Here is a 20,893-nt window from a genome sequence, read left to right on the forward strand (position 1 = left end):
ACGTATGACCGGCACAGATAATCAGGCGAGCGGCAATCGAATGACAGGCGCGGAGATCGTGTTGCAGGCGCTCAAGGACAATGGCGTCGAACACATCTTCGGTTATCCGGGTGGCGCGGTGCTTCCGATCTACGACGAGATTTTCCAGCAGGATGACATCCAGCACATTCTGGTTCGCCACGAGCAGGGCGCCGGCCACGCGGCCGAAGGCTATGCCCGCTCCACCGGCAAGGTCGGCGTCATGCTGGTTACTTCCGGGCCCGGCGCGACCAATGCCGTCACGCCGCTGCAGGATGCCCTGATGGACTCGATCCCGCTGGTCTGCCTGACCGGCCAGGTTCCGACGTCGCTGATCGGCTCGGACGCTTTCCAGGAATGCGATACGGTCGGCATCACCAGGCCGTGCACCAAGCACAACTGGCTGGTCAAGGACGTCAATCAGCTCGCCGCCGTCATTCATGAAGCCTTCCGCATCGCGCAATCAGGCCGTCCGGGCCCGGTCGTCGTCGATATTCCGAAGGATGTTCAGTTCGCCACCGGCACTTATACGCCGCCGGAAGCGCATGATGCACAGAAGAGCTATCAGCCGAAGGTTCAGGGCGATCTCAACAAGATCAACCAAGCTATCGAGTTGATGAAGAATGCACGTCAGCCGGTCATCTATTCCGGCGGTGGTGTCGTCAATTCGGGCCCGGAAGCTTCCAAGCTGCTGCGCGAACTGGTCGAGCTGACTGGCTTCCCGATCACCTCGACGCTGATGGGCCTCGGTGCTTACCCGGCATCGGGCAAGAACTGGCTCGGCATGCTGGGCATGCACGGCTCCTACGAGGCCAACATGGCGATGCATGATTGCGACGTCATGGTCTGTATCGGCGCGCGCTTCGACGACCGTATTACCGGCCGCCTCAATGCCTTCTCGCCGAATTCGAAGAAGATCCACATCGACATCGACCCGTCGTCGATCAACAAGAACGTTCACGTCGATATCGGCATCCTCGGCGATGTCGGCAATGTTCTGGAAGACATGGTTCGCCTGTGGCGGGCACTGCCACAGAAGCCGGCTGCTGAACGTCTTGGCGACTGGTGGGGAAATATCGCCCGCTGGCGTGCGCGCAATTCCTTCGCCTACAAGCCGAGCGACGATGTCATCATGCCGCAATATGCCATTCAGCGTCTTTACGAGCTGACAAAGCATCGCGACACCTACATCACCACGGAAGTCGGCCAGCACCAGATGTGGGCGGCACAGTTCTTCGGCTTCGAGCAGCCGAACCGCTGGATGACCTCGGGCGGCCTCGGCACGATGGGCTATGGCCTGCCGGCGGCGCTCGGCGTGCAGATCGCTCATCCGGAAAGCCTGGTCATCGACATTGCCGGCGATGCCTCGATCCAGATGTGCATTCAGGAAATGTCGGCCGCGATCCAGCACAATGCGCCGATCAAGATCTTCATCCTGAACAACCAGTACATGGGCATGGTTCGCCAGTGGCAGCAGTTGCTGCATGGCAACCGCCTGTCCAACTCCTATACGGAAGCGATGCCCGATTTCGTCAAGCTGGCCGAAGCCTATGGCGCCGTAGGCCTGCGCTGCGAAAAACCTGGTGATCTCGATGCCATGATCCAGGAGATGATCGACGTCGACAAGCCGGTCATCTTCGATTGCCGCGTAGCCAATCTCGCCAACTGCTTCCCGATGATCCCCTCGGGCAAGGCGCACAACGAAATGCTGCTGCCAGACGAAGCGACCGATGAGGCCGTCGCCAACGCGATCGATGCCAAGGGTCGTCAGCTGGTTTGATCGATAGCCGAGGCGCGGCGAAAGCTGCGCCCCAGCCGATCTTTCCGGCATAGCCAACAAGAACCGAGGAAACGGAACAAGGATAATGAACGCACACCTTCAACCCACCGGCTCCGCCTATTTCATTTCGCCGGAAACCGCGGCGGCTGAGAGCCATACGCTTTCGGTGCTTGTCGATAACGAGCCCGGCGTTCTCGCCCGCGTCATCGGCCTTTTCTCCGGCCGGGGCTACAACATCGAAAGCCTCACGGTTTCAGAGACCGAGCATCAGGCGCATCTGTCGCGCATCACCGTCGTCACGCGCGGCACGCCACAGGTGCTGGAGCAGATCAAGGCGCAGCTTGAGCGCATCGTTCCCGTTCACCGCGTGGTCGATCTGACCGTGCGCGCCCGCGAACTCGGCCAGGAGCGGCCGATCGAGCGCGAAGTGGCGTTGCTGAAGGTGACCGGAAGCGGTGAGACCCGTGCCGAGACGCTGCGGCTGGCCGATGCCTTCCACGCCAAGGTGGTGGACGCAACCGTCGAGCACTTCATTCTCGAAATCACCGGCAAGTCCTCGAAGATCGATCAGTTCATTGCCATCATCAAGCCGCTCGGCCTGATCGAAGTCTGCCGTACCGGCATCGCAGCGATGAATCGCGGCTCGCAGGGGATGTAACGATCCTCTGTCATTGACCGGCTTGCGGGCGTCGCCTAGCCTTTGCGACGCTCGGGCCGATCGACGGCTTGATTTATACGGGGGTAGCAGAGGTGGCGGCCGTCGCTGGCGAGATTTTTCCCGATATCGGCGAAAAGCCCTGGCATCCGTCGGCGGACATGCGGCTCGGCGCCGCCTTCTTCGTGCGCAATGATTTTCCCTGGCTCAATCAGTATTTCGGAAAGCAGAGGCTTGCCTCGTTTGTCTCACCCGGCATAGGCGGCATCATTTCCTGGGGTGGCCGCATATCGGCCAAGACGGCGGCGGCGATTGCCCGGTTTCGTCATCTGCCGCACTGGTATCTGGAGGATGGGTTCCTCCGCTCCGTCGGCCTCGGTAAGGCGGGGGCCATTCCGCTTTCCATCGTGATTGATGATCTCGGCTTGCCCGTCGATGCAAACCGACCTTCACGCCTTGAGCGTCTCATAGAGGGCGCCGGCGACGCGGGTGCTCTCGGTAGCGCCGTTCGGGAGCAGATCGTTTTCAACAGACTATCGAAATACAATCATTTGCCGCATCGACCGCCCCGGATCGAACGGACGGGCAAGCGCCGCATCCTGCTGGTCGATCAGGTGGTCGGGGATGTGTCGGTCGGCAGGGCGCTCGGTTCGGAAGCCTCTTTCAAGAAGATGCTGGCGGATGGGCTAGCAAGTGGCGCGCAATGCCTGATCCGCACCCATCCCGATGTCATGGCCGGACTTCGCAAGGGATATCTGACGGTCGATGCCGCAAAGGGCGATGCAGTGCTGGTCGACGATGCCGTATCCGTGGCGTCGATCCTCGAAGTTGTCGACGAGGTCTGGACAGTCTCCAGCCAGTTCGGTTTCGATGCGCTGCTGCGCGGGCTTCCGGTCCGCTGCTATGCCGCGCCATTTTATGCCGGCTGGGGCGTAACGCAGGATCACTACGGCGTCTACACCAAGGCGGCGTTGGCAGGTCGGCGCACGAAGCTGCGGACCGTGGACCAGATTGCCGCGGCCGCCTTTTCGCTTTATCCGACCTATCGCGATCCGACCGACTGGCGAGAGATCGACGTCTTTCAGGCCATTGAACTGATCGTCGCGCAGCAGAGGGCGGCGGCCTGACCTTAAAGCATGTCCAACGACTTCTTTCGCGATGGCGGCGGGAAAGCGGCATCGAGGACGGCCCAATCCTCGTCGGTAATGTCGAGGTCAATGCAGCCGCGATTTTCCTCGATGCGCTGCGGGTTCGAGGATTTCGGAATGGCCATCACGCCGTCGCGTTCCAGCAGGAAGGCCAGCGCGATCTGGGCGGGCGTGGTCTGATAGGTCTTGGCGATGTGGATCAAATCCGGATGGTCGAGCAGGCGGCCCTGCTCGATGGGGGAATAGGCCATGATCGGAATGCTGCGCTGCTGGCACCAGGGCAGCAGATCATATTCAACGCCGCGCCGGGCCAGATTGTAGAGCACCTGATTGGCCGCAACATTGCCGCCGTTTGGCACCGCGAGCAGTTCATCCATATCGTCGACGTCGAAATTCGACACGCCCCAGGCCTCGATCTTGCCGGCCGCCTTCAGGTTTTCGAAGGCTTCCACCGTTTCTTCCAACGGATGATTGCCGCGCCAATGCAGCAGGTAAAGATCGATGCGATCGGTCTTCAGGCGCCTCAGGCTGCGCTCGCAGGCTTCCACCGCGCCTTTGAGGCTTGCATTGGCAGGATAGACCTTGCTCACGAGAAAAACCTCGTCGCGCCGACCTTCTATGGCCTGCCCGACGATTTCCTCGGAACCACCATCAGCATACATTTCGGCGGTGTCGATCAGCGTCATGCCGAGATCCAGCCCGGTTTTCAGGCTGGTGATCTCATCCCGGGCACTGGTGGCATTGTCGCCCATATTCCACGTCCCCTGGCCAAGCGCGGGAACGGCAATGCCGGAGGGGAGAGTGACGGTGGGAATCGGATCGCGCATGACATGTCCTCGCTTCTAGGAGCGAAGGATAGGTTCATTCTGCCGCTTTTCAATCGACAGTACTGATGTCACCGTGACAATCGCCCTATGGCTTTCGGATTTGGCGCGAATTAATGTCGCCTCAGGCATGCGTCGGTTTATCCGCGCGTGGACAATATCTATTGAAAAGAATTTGGATGCCGCCCTTTGTCACATACGGTGTCCGGGGAGGCTTCATGGCGCTGGATACATTTCTGGCTCTTCTTCTGTTTGCATTCACGACCTCGATCACGCCGGGGCCGAACAATATGATGCTGTTTACATCCGGCGTGAATTTCGGTTTCCGGCGCACCATCCCTCATATGCTCGGCATCGGCGTCGGCTTCTTTGTGCTTTTGATTGCTGTTGGATTGGGATTGGGCGCGGTTCTGCACACCGCACCGCTGCTCTATACTGTGCTGAAATTCGCCGGCGGGGCCTATCTCGTCTGGATCGCCTGGAAGATCGGCACGTCACGCAGCCTGAGCGAGAGTGAGAGCGATGCGCAGCCGATGAGCTTCATCAGCGCCGCCGCCTTTCAATGGGTCAATCCCAAGGCTTGGGTAATGGCCGTCACCGCCATGGCTACCTATACCAATGAACAACTCTATCTCTTCAGCGTGCTGGTGGTCGGCCTGGCCTTTGCAGCGGTGAACGTTCCAAGCGTCTCGACCTGGGCCGGCTTCGGCTCGGCCCTGCGGGACTGGCTGTCGGTTCCCGTTCGGCTCAAATGGTTCAACATCACCATGGCGGTGCTGCTGGTGCTCAGCCTCTGGCCGATGCTAAAGTAGATCGGAAAAGACAGGAGGCAGCCATGTCCCATGAGCATCCCGATGATGATGACCACCATCATCATGACCACGACAACAGCTATTCCGACATGCAGGCGCGCGTGAAGGCGCTGGAGACGCTGCTGACGGAAAAGGGGTTGATCGATCCGGCTGCGATCGACCGGATCGTCGAAACCTACGAGACGAAGGTCGGGCCGCGCAACGGGGCGCAGGTGGTGGCAAAAGCCTGGAGCGACCCCGCCTTTGCCGACTGGCTGCGGCACGATGCGACGGCTGCTATCGCGAGCCTCGGTTTCACTGGCCGACAGGGCGAGCATATGCGCGCGGTGTTCAATACGCCGGATACCCATAATCTGGTCGTCTGCACGCTTTGCTCCTGCTATCCGTGGTCCGTGCTCGGGCTGCCGCCCGTCTGGTACAAGGCGCCGGCCTATCGTTCGCGCGCCGTGATTGATCCACGTGGGGTGCTGGCCGAGTTTGGTCTGGTACTGGCACAGGAAACCAAAGTCCGTGTCTGGGATTCGACGGCGGAGCTACGTTATCTGGTCATCCCGCAACGGCCTGCCGGTTCTGAAGATCTGGACGAGGCTGATTTGGCCGATCTCGTCAGCCGCGATGCGATGATCGGAACGGCGCTCGCGAGATCCCCGGAGGCGGAGCTATGAACGGGCCGCACGATCTCGGCGGGCAGATGGGCTTCGGTCCGGTCGCACCGGAACAGAACGAACCGTATTTCCATGCCGAATGGGAAAAGCGCGCGCTCGGCATCACGCTCTCTTGCGGTGCCTTCGGTGCATGGAACATCGACGAGAGCCGGCACGCGCGGGAAAACATTCCGCCATCAGACTATCTCGCCGCCAGCTACTACGAAATCTGGACGAGAGGCATCGATACACTACTGGAGCGGCATGGCTTTGCCACGGCCGAGGAGCTGCGAACCGGCCATTCCCTCCAGCAGGGAAGAGCGCCGAATCGGGTTCTAAAGGCGGATATGGTCGATGCCGTGCTCGCCAAGGGTGGTCCTTGCGATCGGCCCGTCGATACGGCGCCACTTTTTGCCGTCAGCGATCGCGTGCGCACGAAGAATTTCAACCCGACCGGCCATACGAGGCTACCGCGATATGCTCGCGCCAAGACCGGTGTTGTCGAGGCGGTGCAGGGCTCCTTTGTCTTTCCGGATGATAATGCCCATGGCCGTGGCGAGAATCCGCAATGGGTTTATACAGTCGTCTTCGACGGTCTGGAAATCTGGGGTGAGGGCGCCGATCCCTCGCTGACGATCTCCATCGACGCCTGGGAGAGCTATCTTGAGCGCGTGTGAGGTCGCTTCGCCGCTGGCGCAGTCACCGGAGCTACCGAAATCTGCTGATGGCGAACCGGTTTTTCCGGAGCCTTGGGCTGCCGAAGCCTTCGCCATGACCGTGCATCTGCATGAGAAAGGCGTGTTTGCGTGGAGCGAATGGGCAGAACGGCTTTCGGTCGAGCTGCACAAACCGGGTCGCGCTGCAGACGGCAGCGATTATTTCGACTGCTGGGTGGCGGCGCTTTGCGGCCTGCTGGTGGCCAAAGGTATCGCGGATGCGGATGTGATTGCTGATCTGCAAAGAAGCTGGCAGCGCGCGGCGAAGGCTACGCCGCACGGCAAGCCGATCGTCTTGGAAAACGATCCGCAGCGCTGACGAAAGTGCGAGCGCATGGATTGTGGCGCCGCCAAGAGGGAATGCTAAGATGCGGTGATACGGCTTGTCCCTGAAATCCTCGATCCGTTTCATCGGCGAAAGATATTTGAGAGAGATTGCATGAGTGACATTGCCCACAGCATCGACGAGGTTATCAAACTTGGATTTGCGGATCTGCTGAAGGCACACGGATTTAGAAAATCCGGACGCAATTGGCATCGGGCCGATGGTGAAAACTGGTTGATCGTCAACGTACAGGCGAGCAGCGGGAATTTCGGTGAAAGTGGAAAGTTTACGGTCAATCTCGGCATTTATTTCGCGGCGGTTGCCTCTCTTGCAGGGCAGACCCCGATCAGCGGAAAGCCGAGAGAAATGGATTCGACGGTACGCGAAAGACTGGGGACCCTCGCGTATGGCCGCGACCATTGGTGGACAATTGAAGCAGGCTCGAACCTGAATTTGGTCTCCGATGATCTTGTGGAAAAGATGAGGTCCTTCGGCATGCCGTGGCTCGAGTCTCATCGCGACTTGTCGCATGTCGCTGTCGCCCTCCGGGATAGTCCGTCTGTGCTGTCGGCAAGCGCAGTTTTGCTTGCCGGTGACAAGGAGGAAGCAACCCGGCGGTTGAGAGTGGCAATAGAGGGCAGGCCCGCGGCCAAAGCGCACTTTACTGCCTGGGCGATCAAGAATGGCATCGCGCTCTGAAGCTCATAACGCCGCGACGATTCGTAGGATGAGGACTGCTGGTCGCATTCCTCCCTCACGGTTAATCCGCCGGAGGCTCGTCAATGGCGAGGGTTTCATTTATTGACAATGTGATCAGCGAATTTGGACCATAATGTTTGATGTGGCCGATCGCTTGCTTTCGGCAATCGCTATCACGATTGATGCGCTGGTTGCATAATCGCCGCCAACCTTGATGAGAAAGCGCGATCTTCTGGGCTGTAAATAAATCCACCCCTGATTGAGCCCTTATCTGTTTGGTAAGTTCCGGCCATGTTGCTTGAGCTTGGAAAAGCCTGTCGACCAGCGCCAGCATATTCTCCGATATTCGCATGACAGATGGCCCTTACGATTGAATAGCAAACAATTCAGACTTCAATAGAATGACTTGGTTGTGCCTAGGACGAGAATTGCTTGTAGCATTCGTCCGCAACCCGCTGAAGCATCTCGCGGGAGATTTCGCCGGTCACGGTGTAACCGAGGCTGCCATCGATCCAGTAGAAGGTCTCGACGTCACCGTTGCTGGCGAAACGGAAGCTGGTCGTCGTGTTTGCGGTATTGTGGCCGACAAGCACAGTCAGCCGTTGGCCGCTGGCATTTTCATACATGAACATGGCGCCCGGCGTGCCGTTGATCGGTAGCAGTCTGCCGCCCACCAGCTGGAAACCAAGTACCTGCAGGCTCGGCACCTTGAGGCCGGCAACATTCATGCGTTTGCCGAGCCATGTGGCGAGATGCGCTTCCTGATCCGCGCCGACTTCGACTGGATGTCGCACCTCGCTCGCATAGACGATGAAGGCGGAGTGGGCCTGTTGTGGCCAGGCTTCCATGGCGGTCAATTGCAATTCGGGTCTCGCAAACAGATCCGGGCCGAAATGGCCGGCCACGGCGCCGGCGAGGAAGAGCGTCAGCGAGGCAGCAAACATAATTAGCCGGCGAAATTTATGTGGCGCCGCCTTCTCTTCAGGCAGAGCTCTTCTGCTTCTTGCGATCAGATCTGGATCATCCTCCCTGGAGATCCCATAGGGAGCGAACAGGGCCTTGATGCCATCGCTCTGGGTCTGCCATGCGGCGACGGTGGCGGCGTCTTTCGGATTTTCGGCAAGCCATGCCTCCATCTGCGCCTGTCTTTCCGGCGGCAGCTGGCCGTCGGCAAAGGCTTGGAGATCCGCTTCGGTCACGGTGGGGTTGCGTTCGGTCATTTTGGCCTCCGAAGCGTAATGACATTGTCGGCGCTCATCAGGCTGGTCATCTTCTGGCGCGCGCGAGACAGGCGCGACATGACGGTGCCGATCGGGATATCCAGCATGTCAGCGACGTCCTGATAGCTGTAGCCTTCGACGACGACGAGCATCAGCACTGCGCGATACTCCTCGCTCAGGCTATTGAGGGCTATCTCCAGCCGCGAGCGTTCCAGCGGGTCATTATCCGTTTCGGTCGCAGGCAGATGATTATTGTCGTCGATATCGACGAAGCTGCGGTTGCCTTGCTGGCGCAATCCGTTGCGATAGATATTGGTCATGATGGTGAGAACCCAGCCGCGCAGGTTCAGCCCGCGCCACTGGTCGCGTCGCGTCAACACCTTTTCCACACAGTCCTGCAGCAGGTCTTCGCCGTCGGCATCGGAGCGCGTGAGACTGCGCGAATAACGTCGCAGCGAGGGGAGGAGCGTCAACACCTCCGCCTCGAAACTATCGGGCGCGGACGGGGATGTCGCCGCGCCCTTTCCGGTCCTGTCAGGGCCGTGCGGCATTCCAGACGTCCTTAAAGCCATCGCCGGCGACATCGCCGGACTTTGCATCCTTAACGAAGAAATAGAGCGGCATGCCGTCCTTTGCCCACTGTTTCATCCCGTCCTTGCGGGTGATGATGGAATATGCACCTTCCGCCTTGGCTTTGTCATCGGCCATCAACGGCGGCCAGGCTTTGGCGCAATCGCCGTTGCAATTGGATTCACCCGACTTGTCGTTCTTGAAGGTGTAAAGCGTCATGCCGTTTTCGCCGGCAAGGACCTTGCCCTTGGCGCTGTCGACTGTCTTCACCGGCGCAGCGGCGAAGGCGACTGTGGCAAAGGCGGATGCGGCGGCAAGCGCCGCCAGGAATGTCACGGTCTTCATGATATCTCTCCTCGGGTGATGGACGCATATCCGTCCAGGCCTCGCATTCTGCGCTGCCGGATGTGAGACACGCTCCGTTCTTATTTTATTCCCGGCCGCGGGCATGTTTTTTACGGCTTGCGTCCGGAGACCGAATCCTGCCAAGTCGACCGATGCAATTTGCGCCACAACAAGATGAAGCGCTCAAGGCCGTTGCCAAATGGCTGAAGGAAGGGCGCTCCCCGCTGTTTCGCCTGTTCGGCTATGCCGGCACGGGCAAGACGACGCTTGCGCGGCATTTTGCCGAGCATGTCGATGGCGAAGTCCTGTTTGCGGCCTTTACCGGCAAGGCAGCGCAGGTGCTGCGTTCGCGCGGAGCCAGCAACGCCAAGACAATCCATTCGCTGATCTACCGTCCGCGCGGCGAAGAATCCGTCGAGGACGAGGAAACGGGCAAGACGTCGATCGCGCCGATGTTCACGATCAACCGGCAGAGCCCGGTTGCGAAGGCCGCGCTGATCATCGTCGACGAATGCTCGATGGTCGATGAGGCACTCGGCAAGGATTTGATGAGTTTCGGCACGCCGATCCTCGTGCTTGGCGACCCCGGCCAGTTGCCGCCGATCTCGGGCGGTGGCTTCTTCACCGATCAGGAGCCCGACTATCTGCTGACCGATATTCACCGCCAGGCCCGTGACAACCCGATCATCCAGCTCGCTATGCATGTGCGTGAGGGCAAGGAGATCATGCACGGCGATTACGGGACGGCGCAGGTGATTTCGAAGAACGAGGTCACGCAGGCCTTGGTGATGGAAGCCGACCAGGTGCTGGTCGGTACCAACCGCACCCGCAAGCGCTACAATCAGCGCCTGCGCGAACTCAAGGGCTTTTCGACCGAATATCCGCAATCCGGCGACAAGCTCGTCTGCCTGCGCAATGACCCCGCCAAGGGCCTGCTCAACGGTTCGCTCTGGCAGGTGATGACCTCTTCCAAGGAAACGACGAAGCCCGGCATCAACCTGCTGATCCGGCCGGAAGATGACGACATGGACCGGGGTGCGGCGAAGATCAAGCTGCTGAAGCAGGCCTTCGAGGATGTCGAGGGCGAGATCCCGTGGTCGACGCGCAAGCGCTACGACGAGTTCGACTACGGCTATGCGCTGACAGTACACAAGGCGCAGGGCTCGCAGTGGAACAATGTCGTGTTGTTCGATGAAAGCTGGGCGTTCCGCGATACGCGTGAACGCTGGCTTTATACGGCTATCACCCGCGCCGCCGAGACGCTGACGATCGTCCGATAACATCGCCCTTGAGGCCTTGCGGCCTATTTGTCACCGAATGGTGACCGATGTGCCGAACGCCCATCAAAGTTTTGCATGGGTTGATGTCGGAATCTCGTTGGTTTTGCTGGCCATAATGGCATAAAACGGCGCTACCATCCGGTCTGAAAATCAGGGATTTCGATCATGCCCGCCAAGCTTTCCGTGAACCTCAACGCCATCGCTATGCTGCGCAACCGGCGTGATCTTCCCTGGCCGAGCGTCACGGGACTTGGCCGTATCGCGCTTGCGGCGGGCGCGAGCGGTCTCACGGTGCATCCGCGGCCCGACCAGCGTCATGTCCGCTTTTCCGATCTGCCCGAAATCCGCGCGCTGATCGATGACGAATTTCCGGAGGCGGAGTTCAATATCGAGGGTTATCCGTCCGACGAGTTCTTCGATCTCTGTGCGTCTGTCGAACCGGAGCAGGTGACGCTGGTGCCCGATGATCCCACACAGGCGACATCGGATCACGGCTGGGATTTCCGCAAGAACCGCGAGCTGCTGGTCGATGTCGTCGCCAAATACAAGAAGATCGGCTGCCGCGTGTCGCTGTTTGCCGATGGCGACGGTGATGTTGACGCGGTGAAGATTGCCAGGGAAGTCGGCGCCGATCGCATCGAGCTCTACACCGGCCCCTACGGCGGTTGCTATGATGATCCGCAGAAGGCCGCCGTCATTCTCGAAGCGCTCGGCAAAACAGCCGATGCCGCCTTTGCCAACGGCCTTGACGTCAATGCCGGTCACGACCTGACGGTTGCCAACCTGCCGGCGCTCGTGAAGCGCATTCCGAAGCTTGCTGAAACATCGATCGGCCATGGACTGACCGCCGATGCGCTGGAATATGGCATGGCCGAAACGGTGCGGCGTTTCCGCCGGGCTTGCGGGCAGGTGGTCTAATCAGCGGCGATCGTAAGCATCGGATCGCTGCTTCATCAAAGCTGACGTGTGTCGTAATGAAGGCGGTTGTCTTCGATCTCTCCCCGATGGGCTGCAGCCCAATCGGCGAGATGACGCGCGGTTTCCGACAGGGAATGTCCGAGCGGCGTTAGCGTGTATTCGACCTGCGGCGGGGTGCTGTGGTGAACGGTGCGCTCGACCATGCCGTCGCGTTCCAGTGTCTTAAGCGTCCTCGTCAGCATTTGCTGCGAGATACCCACCACACGCCGCTTGATTCCGTTGAAGCGCTGCGAGCCCGCGCGAAGTACGACAACCACCTGGATCGTCCACTTGTCGCCGACGCGGCTGAGGATTTCGCTCACCCCCTTGCAATCGGCTCCTGCGGGTTTGACGGTCACATCCATCTGACCTGCTCCTAAAAATATGCTTTTGACCGTTAGTTTCTGGTCCCATAAATGGCTGTGGTCAACATTGTAGACCGTGTCTTCGATGCAGAAATGTCGAGACACGGCCACCCACGGAGACCACCATGAACCTCTTCTACTATCCCGCCGCCTGCAGCCTGGCTGATCACATAGCGCTTATCGAGGCCGGGCTTCCCTACAAGCTCCTCAGCATCAACCGCGAGAAAAAGACCGAAGATGGCCGGGATTTTCTGTCGATTAATCCGAAGGGTTATATCCCAACCCTTGAGATGGACGACGGGACGATCCTCACGGAGAACCAGGTCATCCTGGCCTATATTGCGGAACAGAGCGGCAAACTCCTGCCCAACGATAACATTCTCAGGTGGCGGACCTTCGAGGCGCTCGCCTTCATGTCCTCGGAGATCCATGCAAGCTACAACCCTTTTTTCAGGGATTTCCCAGAGCCGGAGAAGGATCGCGCCCGCGAGAAGCTCAAGAAGTCCTTCGCCATCCTTGCCGATCAGATGGGCGACAAGGCATTCCTGGTGAGCAATGAGCTGACGATTGCCGATTGCTATCTTTTCTGGGTCCTGATGGTCGCGCCGAGAAGCGGCGTCGAACTGCCGGAAAATCTGCAGAACTGCCTGGATCGCATGAAGGCGATGCCATCCGTGATCAGGGCGCTCAAGGAAGAGGGATTGAGCTGATCGGGCGGCAGTCCGAACGAGCTGAGCATTTCCCGGCCAGACGCACCCCCGATAGCGGTGCATCTGGCCGGGAAAGCCGAGAGTGAACGAATGGCCGCGTGGCGTGATCCGTCGAGACCTTCGTCCGCCTTCGGCGCAAAGCGGGCAGCATATTCGTTATCATTCTCAATCAAGGCAGCAACTGATAGATTGCACGGCAAAGCTGCGAGCAATCGTAACTCTTGTCACCGACGTGACAGCTTTCATGACCTCTGGTATTTCCAGAATCGCGCTCAGGTTGGGAGAGACTTTCATGAAAAAGCACGCTGTAGCTCTGATGATGGTACTTGCGATCTGCATCCCCATCGCCACAATGAAACCCGCTTTTGCCGCAGATGATGTATGTGCGCCCGTCAGGGCGATGTTGGAAAAATTCAATATTACATCGCGAATTCGCTTGGTCGGCACCAATAAGGTTAAGGCAATCAATTTCACAAGCCTATTTGTTGACACCAAGCAGTGGTGGCATGAAGATTCTAAACCGTGGCATATAGAGCCGCGCCAATATTCAAAAACCAGCGATCTTGAGAACTGCGAGCATCTCGGCAGCGAAATTATAGATGGAATCCGGACCGAAATTTGGAATTACGACCACTTAGCGTACCAGCAGGTTGACTACTTTAAGATTTGGATATCCGATGATACAGGGTTGCCGGTGAAATCCCATTTCAAGCGGGTCCGGCCTAAAGCGTTTATCGAGTGGGACGGCACTTACACGTACGGCTCTGATATCAAAGATCCCGTTTGAACTAGAGCACGTCGTCCTCGATATAAGTCATCGTCGGCTTCCCAATGGCCGTTTATTGCGCATACACCCCAAAGGATCGCCGGCAAACGGCCGGTGGTATGGGGTGTGTAATTTCACCGGTTTGTCGATGCGGTGCGTTTGGAAGTTGTGTACAAAGCGTGAAACTTCCCCCGCCCCGCATGGCGGGGAGAGGGTTGGGGCGAGGGCCAGGCAAAGGCTTGCAGCAATGTCAGACCAGCCTGACGAGCCGAACAATCAGCCGAGCAAGGCGGCCTTATGTTCTTCGACGAAGCTGCGCAGCGTCTGTGGTTCCTTGCCGGTCAGCTTGTTGAAATCATTCGTCAGGATGTCGAAATTGCCGGCGCGGGTGTTGGCGTCGGCGGAGACGAGCATGTCGACCACGAATTTCGGCAGGCCGGCGCCCGTGAGGCCGGCGGCGAACTGTTCGTCATTGACCTGCACGACTTCGAGCGGACGACCGGTGACCTTGCTGACAACGGATGCTACGTCTTCGATCGTCAACGATGTGGAGCCGGTCAGAGTGTAGGTCGCATTTTCGGTGGTGTCGGAAGCGAGTGCCGCTGCAATGGCGAGTGCGCAATCTTCGCGGCTGATATTGCTGGTACGGCCGCCGGCAGTGGCGGTGTACCACTTGCCGACTTCGAGGCTATGCGGCAGTCCCAAGAGATAATTGTCGAAATACCAGGCGTCGCGCAGGATCGTATAGCCGATGCCGCTGGCCTTGATGGCGTTTTCCGTGCCGAGATGGTCGGGTGCGAAGGTGACGAGCGAACCTTCCGGCGCCGGCATGGAGGTGTAGAGGATGTGCTTCACGCCGGCCTTCTTCGCAGCTTCGACGGCAGCCGTGTGCTGCTTCAGGCGCAGGCCGGGAACGGCAAGCGCGTCGGTGCTGATGATCAACAACCGGTCGACACCGGCAAAAGCATCGCTCAGGCTGGCAGCATCGTCGAAATCAGCCTTGCGGGTGATGACGCCCTTGGCGGCGAGGTCGGCGAGCTTCTCGGGGCTACGCGTGGCAGCGACGATGCGGCCGGGGGCGACCTTATATGTCTCCAGCAGGTGATGAATGACGCGCTGGCCGAGCTGGCCTGCGGCACCGGTGACGAGAAGAGTGCTGCTCATGTCTTTTTCCTTGTTTGACCGCCGCGGATTGCAAGGGTCTTGTTGCTCTCAAAAAGAGACTAGCTCTAGAATAGGAATTGACTTCTGGATGTAAAGGAGGCAGTTTTTCGGCTCCAAGTTACCAAAAGGGAACCGGCATGAGCGCCAGCACCGTCGTCAATTTGCGCAGCATAGATCCGCCGCTGCGCGACGTCGACCTTAGCAATCTCGATTTCTCCAATTGTCCGGTGCGAGACCTGATCTCGCAGATCGGCGGCAAATGGTCGGTGCTGCTTCTCGAAACATTGGCGAAGCGGCCTTACCGCTTCGGCGAGTTGCGCCGTCTGGTGCCGGATATTTCCCAGCGCATGCTGACACAGACATTGCGTGACCTGCAGCGCGATGGCTATGTCGACCGCGAGGTTTTCCCAACCAAGCCGCCAAGCGTCGAATACAGCATGACCAATCTCGGCCGTTCGCTGTACGAACCGCTGGCCATGCTCTTGAACTGGGCGGAGGCCAATCATGAGGCCGTGCGTGCAGCACGCGTCCGTTTCGATCAATCGCCGGACTGAGCCTTGCCGTGAAGCCTTTGAAGATCGCCATCGTCGGTGCCGGACCTGCCGGTCTCGCCGCCTCTCTCTTTCTCACGCGCGCCGGTCATACGACCGATATCATAGAACGTTTCGACAGCCCTGCGGCGGTCGGCTCGGCGCTGATGCTGCAGCCGACGGGATTGACCGTGCTCGAGACGCTCGGGCTTGGTCCGGCTATCCACGCGGCAGGCAATCGTATCGATCGCTTGTTCGGCACGGAAACCACCCGTGGCCGCACCGTTCTCGATGTGCGCTACAACGCGCTGCCGGGCGGCCGTTATGGACTTGGCGTCCATCGCGCAGCGCTGTTCGATACGCTCTATGATGAAGTCTCCGCCCGAAGACATCCGATCTTTACAGGGCAGAAAGTTGCCGCCGTGATCGAAGAAGGCGATCACAGCTATGTTTGCGTCGAAGGCGGTGAGCGGCTTGGCCCCTATGATCTTGTCATTGATGCCAGTGGTGCGCGATCCGAACTGGTAGCGGCTTCACCCGCGGCGCCGCGTGTGCGAAATCTCACCTATGGCGCCTTCTGGGCGACGCTCGATTGTCCCGATGGTCTGGTGGATCAGGCGGCGCTGACGCAGCGTTATGACAAGGCGAGCGTCATGATCGGTGTTTTGCCGGTTGGCAGCCGAAAGCCTGAAATGCCGAAGCAGGCCGCCTTGTTCTGGAGCCTGAAGGTTGCCGATGCCGACGAGGTGCGCAGGCGCGGGCTCGACCGTTGGAAGCAGACCGTCCGTAGCTATTGGCCGGAGTGTGAGCCATTGCTGGCGCAGATCACGGATTGGGATCAGCTGACGCTGGCGCGCTATGCCCATCGAACTGTGAAGCTACCCTATAGCGGGCGAACGGTTTTTGTCGGCGATGCGGCGCATTCTACAAGCCCGCAGCTCGGGCAGGGTGCAAATATGGCACTGCTTGATGTCGCTGCGCTGGCGCATGCGCTTGCGAGCCACGAGACTGTTGAAGCGGCATTCTCCGCCTATGCGAGAGCGCGGCGAATGCATGTGCGGCTGTTCCAGCTGCTGTCGCTGGCATTCACGCCATTCTACCAGTCGGATTCGGCTGCCTTGGCCTGGATCCGCGACCGGCTGGTCGCCACCATAGCGAAGGTGCCGCCGGCACCGCAGATCCTGGCGGCGATCGTTTCCGGCACACTGGTCGATCCGTTCAATGGCGCCGGCTTGCGGGAGTGCGATTGGCTGCGGCTGGCTGTGGTCAACGAAAACTACTTAACAACTATCTAGCCCGATCATGGTACTTCGGTTCAGTGCCGAGGGGTCTTGTGTGTTCAATTGCAATTGGTGTTGATTATATTCCCCATCGCCATTGAAGTGCAGGACGTTGGACGAGGCGCTATGTAGGTGGGGGATGGCGTTACTGGCATAGGAATATAGTATGGTTGTGGTGTTGCCGTTTGACGACTTGCGAGAAACGCAAGAGCTGCCTGCCTCCTAGCGTCATCCTGTGCATTCAAGTTCTCGCGACAATGCAGGTAGTCAGATGTCCCGGGTTTGGCCCCCCATGACCTGCATTGATTATCTTCAGCGAGATCGATACGCGCTTTTTGCGCTGCCATTTTTTCGGGGGTTTGGCAGCCCGCCATTACAGCAAGTAAGACAATCAGAATTGCACGCAAGAATATCCCTCCATCGCCTTGGAGGGATATTATCGGCATTCTTATGAGAGTCGATATGTATTTTAGATATATCTAAATTTAACGAAATACAGTGCGAATTCTACCAGCGAGCAGTTGGCTATGCCGCAGCCGTCCTGATCAATGCTTGCGCTCGGTCAGGAAAGCCAGCAGCGCAATCACCGGGAAGGCGATGCCGAACCAGGAGGCGAGGTTCCAGCCGCCCGATGCATAGGCCCAGCCACCGAGTGCCGAACCGATGGCGCCGCCGCCAAAGAAGGTTGCCATATAGAGGCCGTTCAGGCGGCTGCGATGCTCGGCGCTGAGCGCGAAGATGGCGCGCTGGCCGAGCACGAGATTGGTCTGCACGCCGAAATCGAGCATGATGCCGGAGAGCGTCAGCGTAATCAGCGCCAGCAGCGAACCGTCGCCCGAGACATGGCCGATAAAGAAGGCGACAATGGCGAGCACCATGGCGAAGGCGGTGGCGAGCTTCGTCCAGCCGCGATCGGCAACCCGGCCCGCGATGGGTGAGGCGACCGCGCCGGCGGCACCTGCCAATGCAAAGAGCGCGATGCCGTTCTGCGTCAGGCCGAAGGCCGGGCTCGCCAGCAGCAGGGGCGTCGTCGTCCAGAACAGACTGAAGGCGGCGAACATGCAGGCCTGATAGAGTGCGCGCCGCTGCAGCACCGGCGTATTCAGGGCGAGATGGCCCATGGAAGAGAGCAACTGGCCGTAATGCAGCTTGGTGTGCGGCACACGTGTCGGCAGCACGACGCGCAGGAGGATGGCGAGGCCGATCATGATGGCAGCGGAGATGATGTAGACCGCGTGCCATGAAAGAAGCTCGGAGAGAAAGCTTGCTGCCGGGCGGGCCAGCATGATGCCGCAGAGCAGGCCGCTCATGACGTTGCCGACGACCGCGCCACGGCTAGCGTCAGGTGCCATATGGGCCGCGAAGGGCACCAGGACTTGGACGGAGACGGATGCCAGGCCGATGCAGAGCGATGCCAGCAGGAACAGCGACGGGGACGAGGCGAAGGCGGCGCCGATAAGGGCGAGGGCGGCAAGCGCCACCAGCATCAGCACCAGCTTCCGGTTCTCGAGCAGGTCGCCAAGCGGCACGATCAGGAGCAGGCCGAGGCCATAGCCGATCTGTGTCAGGGTCACGATCAGGCCGGTCGCGGCTGGGGAGAAGCCAAGCGATTGGCTGATGGGGCCAGCGAGCGGTTGACCATAGTAGATATTGGCAGCCACCAGCCCGCAGGCGGCGGCGAACATGAAGGTCATTAGTGGCGAAATAGTCTTCTCCGGGAGCGGCATGCTCTCCCGTCTGGCGGCAGCAGTTGCAGGCATGTCTTGTCCTCGATGGGGGCTTGGGAGCATGCTCCCGGATATTTCAATGAAAAATCAGTTCAGTAGTTTCATGGCCGCTTCGGAGGCGGCAAACATGTGTTCTTGTGTGCGGCCGGTCTTTCCGACCACCCGCATGCCTTTGGTGAAGGAGAGGATCGCGCAAGCCGTGCTCTCGGCGTCGACATGCTTCGGGATGGAACCATCCTCCTGTCCGAGGCGGATCAGATCGAGAATGCGCCGTTCGTCAAAATCGAAGGCCACGCCGATGCGCTTGGCGACGTCATCGTCAAAAAGGGCAAGCTCGGTGGCGCTGCCAACGGCAAGGCAACCCCGGCGGCCAATGTCGCCCCATGATGATCCGGCGAAGAATGTCATCAGCGCGCGCAGCTTTTCATAGCCGTTGGGCGCAGCAGCAATGCAGTCGTCCAGCATGTGCTGGCGGACATGGCGATAGCGATCGAAGGCGGCGAGGAAGACGCCGCGCTTGTCGCCGAAGGCCTTGTAGACGCTGCCTGCGGTCAGGCCCATGGCCTCGGTCAATTCGCTGATCGAGGCGGCGTAATAGCCGCGCTCGGAAAAGACCCGCAGTGCCTCGTCAAGCGCTGCGTCCATGTCGAATTCCCTGGGGCGGCCGCGCAGTTTGGGCGCAATATCGATGGTGTCCGTTGTCATGCGACTCTTTTAGGAAATGATCGTTTCCAAATCAAGCGAATTTTGCACTGCAACAGAACTATTACCGGCCGCCGCTATCGGGTGTCGGTGTTAAGTTGTTTGTTTTATTGCCGTTATTGGAAAATGATGGCCATGTGGATCGCGTCCTTGTAACGCCCATCTATGCGCACGGATCTACGCGCGAGACCCTCCCGGACAAAGCCGACCTTCTCATAAAGCGCTATCGCTCTGATATTGTCGGCATGAACGCTGAGTTCCACGCGCTCCATGCCGGCGTTGCGTGCGGCTTGCAGCGTCGTCTCGATCAGCTTGCGGCCCAGGCCCCGACCGCGATAGGCCGGGATGATGCCCATTCCAAGGTGACCTGCGTGAGCATGGGAAGGGAAAGTATGGCGGCTGATATCGCACCAGCCGACAACATCGCTGCCTGCCAAAGCAACGAATTGCGGATTGCCTTTCGCGATCATGCCGAGCACGAAAGTGCGTGTTTCTTCCAGCGGGAATGCTTCGAGCATCGTCAGATATTCGCGCTCGCGCGCGACGATATCGAGCGCCTTGTGAAAGCCCTCGACGTGCCCGCTGGCGATGGGCAGGATAGCGATACCGGCACTGGTAGTCATGGATCGATATCTCGATGCAAATCAAAGATGTATCGAGGATAGGGATCAACCCTTACCTTGTCTATCGCCGCATCCAGCCGTCGCTCACAGATCAAGCTCCCATGTTTGGCCGTTCAATTCCGGGCCGAACATGCGGTGTTTTTCTTCCGCAACGAGCCTGAAGCCGGCCTTGATGTAGATGGCCCGCGCCGCGTCTAGAATGTCGTTGGTCCAGAGCGAAAGCTTGGTATAGCCGGCGTCGCGCGAGAAGCGGATGCATTCGTCGACCAGCAGCTTGCCGAGGCCGAGGCCGCGTGCCGTCTTGTCGACATAAAGCAGCCGGAGTTTTGCGACGCCATCGCCGCCGTCTGCGATCATGGCGGAACCGACGTTCAGGCCGTTGCGTTCGGCGATCCAGCAGCGTTCCTTGTCCGGATTGAAACTGGACAGGAATTTGCCGGCGACTTCGGCGACAAGTGCCTCGAAGCGATGATCCCAGCCGAACTCCTCGGTATAGAAACGCGCCTGGCTCTGCACGATCCAGCCGATATCACCAGGCCGGGGAGAGCGGATGATTGCCGGGGAAGGCGCGCTCCGGTCGGCGCCGAGCGTCTCCTGGATCGTCCGCATCGCTTCGACGATGCGCTCGGGCTCGCCAATGGCCAGCCGGTCGAAATATCCGGCAATCTGGGCGCGGGAGCGGCGGACAAATTCCTGGAATTGCACCTGTCCCTTGTCGGTGACTTTTATGACCTGGCTGCGCGCATCTTCCGGGTCGGGCGTCGTCTCTATCAGGCCATCCTCGCGGAAGCGTTTGACGATACGGCTGAGATAGGCGGGATCGAGATGCAGGTCGCGGGTCAATGCTGAAGCGGCGACACCGCCGCGAAAGCCGACTTCGAAGAGCACGCGCACGTCCGTCAGCGTATAGGGGCTGTCGAGATAGGCCTTGTTCAGGACGCCGAGAAAGTTGGTGTAGAAGCGATTGAAGTTACGGACGGCATCAATGGTCGTGAATTCGTCGGCAATGGTCATGGACATCGTCTCCTCGGTA

General features: G+C 59.4%; 25 protein-coding genes. 14 read left to right on the forward strand and 11 right to left on the reverse strand.

Translation table 11 applies throughout. From position 1 onward, the window contains the following. Positions 1–4 precede the first annotated feature (4 nt). The 3 genes from BSK43_RS19050 (at position 5) to BSK43_RS19060 (ending at position 3,580) form a co-directional block, all read left to right on the forward strand. The gene (locus BSK43_RS19050; RefSeq protein WP_077468959.1) at positions 5–1,798 is read left to right on the forward strand and encodes an acetolactate synthase 3 large subunit; all 1,794 of its coding nucleotides are present in this window, start codon (positions 5–7) and stop codon (positions 1,796–1,798) included. 85 nt (positions 1,799–1,883) lie between these two features. Continuing rightward, complete coding sequence (ilvN, locus tag BSK43_RS19055; RefSeq protein WP_047633834.1) at positions 1,884–2,456, forward strand: acetolactate synthase small subunit; 573 nt, start codon at positions 1,884–1,886, stop codon at positions 2,454–2,456. Positions 2,457–2,548: 92 nt separating this feature from the next. Next, positions 2,549–3,580 carry a capsular biosynthesis protein gene (locus BSK43_RS19060; RefSeq protein ID WP_077468957.1) on the forward strand — a complete coding sequence of 344 codons (1,032 nt, stop codon included), beginning with the start codon at positions 2,549–2,551 and terminating at the stop codon, positions 3,578–3,580. 2 nt (positions 3,581–3,582) lie between these two features. On the opposite strand, the gene BSK43_RS19065 is transcribed toward BSK43_RS19060, so the two are convergent. Further along, positions 3,583–4,428, reverse strand: coding sequence for an aldo/keto reductase (locus BSK43_RS19065; RefSeq protein WP_077468956.1), 846 nt, complete (start codon positions 4,426–4,428; stop codon positions 3,583–3,585). Between the two features lie 215 nt (positions 4,429–4,643). Between BSK43_RS19065 and BSK43_RS19070 the strand changes: the two genes are divergently transcribed. The 5 genes from BSK43_RS19070 to BSK43_RS19090 all read left to right on the forward strand — a co-directional run bounded on the left by BSK43_RS19070 (position 4,644) and on the right by BSK43_RS19090 (position 7,621). Next, positions 4,644–5,237 carry a LysE family translocator gene (locus BSK43_RS19070; RefSeq protein ID WP_077469371.1) on the forward strand — a complete coding sequence of 198 codons (594 nt, stop codon included), beginning with the start codon at positions 4,644–4,646 and terminating at the stop codon, positions 5,235–5,237. Between the two features lie 23 nt (positions 5,238–5,260). Next, on the forward strand, positions 5,261–5,902 hold the full coding sequence (gene nthA, locus BSK43_RS19075; protein ID WP_077468954.1) for a nitrile hydratase subunit alpha: 642 nt from the start codon (positions 5,261–5,263) through the stop codon (positions 5,900–5,902). Beyond that, positions 5,899–6,558, forward strand: coding sequence for a nitrile hydratase subunit beta (gene nthB / locus BSK43_RS19080; RefSeq protein WP_077468953.1), 660 nt, complete (start codon positions 5,899–5,901; stop codon positions 6,556–6,558). The genes nthA and nthB overlap by 4 nt, the downstream gene beginning before the upstream one ends. Next, positions 6,545–6,916 (forward strand): nitrile hydratase accessory protein, encoded by a 372-nt coding sequence (locus tag BSK43_RS19085; RefSeq protein ID WP_077468951.1) that lies wholly within the window; start codon positions 6,545–6,547, stop codon positions 6,914–6,916. Before nthB ends, BSK43_RS19085 begins: the two co-directional genes overlap by 14 nt. Before the next feature lie 120 nt (positions 6,917–7,036). Further along, positions 7,037–7,621: a DUF4304 domain-containing protein gene (locus tag BSK43_RS19090; RefSeq protein ID WP_077468950.1), complete on the forward strand. Its 585-nt coding sequence runs from the start codon at positions 7,037–7,039 to the stop codon at positions 7,619–7,621. A gap of 61 nt (positions 7,622–7,682) precedes the next feature. On the opposite strand, the gene BSK43_RS19095 is transcribed toward BSK43_RS19090, so the two are convergent. The 4 genes from BSK43_RS19095 to BSK43_RS19110 form a co-directional block, all read right to left on the reverse strand. Continuing rightward, complete coding sequence (locus BSK43_RS19095; RefSeq protein ID WP_077468948.1) at positions 7,683–7,955, reverse strand: hypothetical protein; 273 nt, start codon at positions 7,953–7,955, stop codon at positions 7,683–7,685. Between the two features lie 82 nt (positions 7,956–8,037). Then, positions 8,038–8,841, reverse strand: coding sequence for an anti-sigma factor (locus BSK43_RS19100; RefSeq protein WP_077468947.1), 804 nt, complete (start codon positions 8,839–8,841; stop codon positions 8,038–8,040). Then, positions 8,838–9,392: an RNA polymerase sigma factor gene (locus tag BSK43_RS19105; protein WP_077468945.1), complete on the reverse strand. Its 555-nt coding sequence runs from the start codon at positions 9,390–9,392 to the stop codon at positions 8,838–8,840. Before BSK43_RS19105 ends, BSK43_RS19100 begins: the two co-directional genes overlap by 4 nt. Beyond that, positions 9,376–9,756, reverse strand: coding sequence for a hypothetical protein (locus BSK43_RS19110; RefSeq protein ID WP_077468944.1), 381 nt, complete (start codon positions 9,754–9,756; stop codon positions 9,376–9,378). The genes BSK43_RS19105 and BSK43_RS19110 overlap by 17 nt, the downstream gene beginning before the upstream one ends. A 152-nt stretch (positions 9,757–9,908) precedes the next feature. Here BSK43_RS19110 and BSK43_RS19115 point away from each other — a divergent pair, with 152 nt between their 5' ends. Further along, entirely contained in the window at positions 9,909–11,036 is a 1,128-nt protein-coding gene (locus BSK43_RS19115; RefSeq protein WP_068398620.1) for an ATP-dependent RecD-like DNA helicase, read from the forward strand. Between the two features lie 165 nt (positions 11,037–11,201). Beyond that, positions 11,202–11,954, forward strand: coding sequence for a pyridoxine 5'-phosphate synthase (locus BSK43_RS19120; protein WP_077468942.1), 753 nt, complete (start codon positions 11,202–11,204; stop codon positions 11,952–11,954). 35 nt (positions 11,955–11,989) lie between these two features. Here the strand turns inward: BSK43_RS19120 and BSK43_RS19125 are convergent, their stop codons facing one another. Beyond that, positions 11,990–12,358 (reverse strand): helix-turn-helix domain-containing protein, encoded by a 369-nt coding sequence (locus BSK43_RS19125; protein ID WP_077468940.1) that lies wholly within the window; start codon positions 12,356–12,358, stop codon positions 11,990–11,992. Positions 12,359–12,483: 125 nt separating this feature from the next. Between BSK43_RS19125 and BSK43_RS19130 the strand changes: the two genes are divergently transcribed. Then, positions 12,484–13,068, forward strand: a complete 585-nt coding sequence (locus BSK43_RS19130) for a glutathione binding-like protein (RefSeq protein WP_077468938.1) — start codon at positions 12,484–12,486, stop codon at positions 13,066–13,068. A gap of 82 nt (positions 13,069–13,150) precedes the next feature. Next, complete coding sequence (locus BSK43_RS19135) at positions 13,151–13,855, forward strand: hypothetical protein (RefSeq protein WP_136687106.1); 705 nt, start codon at positions 13,151–13,153, stop codon at positions 13,853–13,855. A 255-nt stretch (positions 13,856–14,110) separates the two neighbouring features. On the opposite strand, the gene BSK43_RS19140 is transcribed toward BSK43_RS19135, so the two are convergent. After that, positions 14,111–14,998, reverse strand: a complete 888-nt coding sequence (locus BSK43_RS19140) for an SDR family oxidoreductase (protein WP_077468934.1) — start codon at positions 14,996–14,998, stop codon at positions 14,111–14,113. Between the two features lie 137 nt (positions 14,999–15,135). Between BSK43_RS19140 and BSK43_RS19145 the strand changes: the two genes are divergently transcribed. Further along, entirely contained in the window at positions 15,136–15,552 is a 417-nt protein-coding gene (locus BSK43_RS19145; RefSeq protein WP_077468933.1) for a helix-turn-helix domain-containing protein, read from the forward strand. 8 nt (positions 15,553–15,560) lie between these two features. Next, positions 15,561–16,823, forward strand: a complete 1,263-nt coding sequence (locus BSK43_RS19150) for an NAD(P)/FAD-dependent oxidoreductase (RefSeq protein WP_077468931.1) — start codon at positions 15,561–15,563, stop codon at positions 16,821–16,823. Positions 16,824–17,353: 530 nt separating this feature from the next. On the opposite strand, the gene BSK43_RS19155 is transcribed toward BSK43_RS19150, so the two are convergent. From BSK43_RS19155 to BSK43_RS19170, 4 genes are all read right to left on the reverse strand, one after another. Beyond that, positions 17,354–18,568: an MFS transporter gene (locus tag BSK43_RS19155; protein ID WP_077468929.1), complete on the reverse strand. Its 1,215-nt coding sequence runs from the start codon at positions 18,566–18,568 to the stop codon at positions 17,354–17,356. 54 nt (positions 18,569–18,622) lie between these two features. After that, on the reverse strand, positions 18,623–19,240 hold the full coding sequence (locus tag BSK43_RS19160) for a TetR/AcrR family transcriptional regulator (protein ID WP_077468928.1): 618 nt from the start codon (positions 19,238–19,240) through the stop codon (positions 18,623–18,625). Positions 19,241–19,353: 113 nt separating this feature from the next. Further along, positions 19,354–19,860: a GNAT family protein gene (locus BSK43_RS19165; RefSeq protein ID WP_077468926.1), complete on the reverse strand. Its 507-nt coding sequence runs from the start codon at positions 19,858–19,860 to the stop codon at positions 19,354–19,356. 84 nt (positions 19,861–19,944) lie between these two features. Beyond that, the gene (locus BSK43_RS19170; protein ID WP_077468924.1) at positions 19,945–20,874 is read right to left on the reverse strand and encodes a helix-turn-helix domain-containing GNAT family N-acetyltransferase; all 930 of its coding nucleotides are present in this window, start codon (positions 20,872–20,874) and stop codon (positions 19,945–19,947) included. Between the last annotated feature and the right edge of the window lie 19 nt (positions 20,875–20,893).

Origin of the sequence: Rhizobium sp. P44RR-XXIV (assembly GCF_001999485.2) — a bacterium.
GTDB lineage: Bacteria > Pseudomonadota > Alphaproteobacteria > Rhizobiales > Rhizobiaceae > Rhizobium.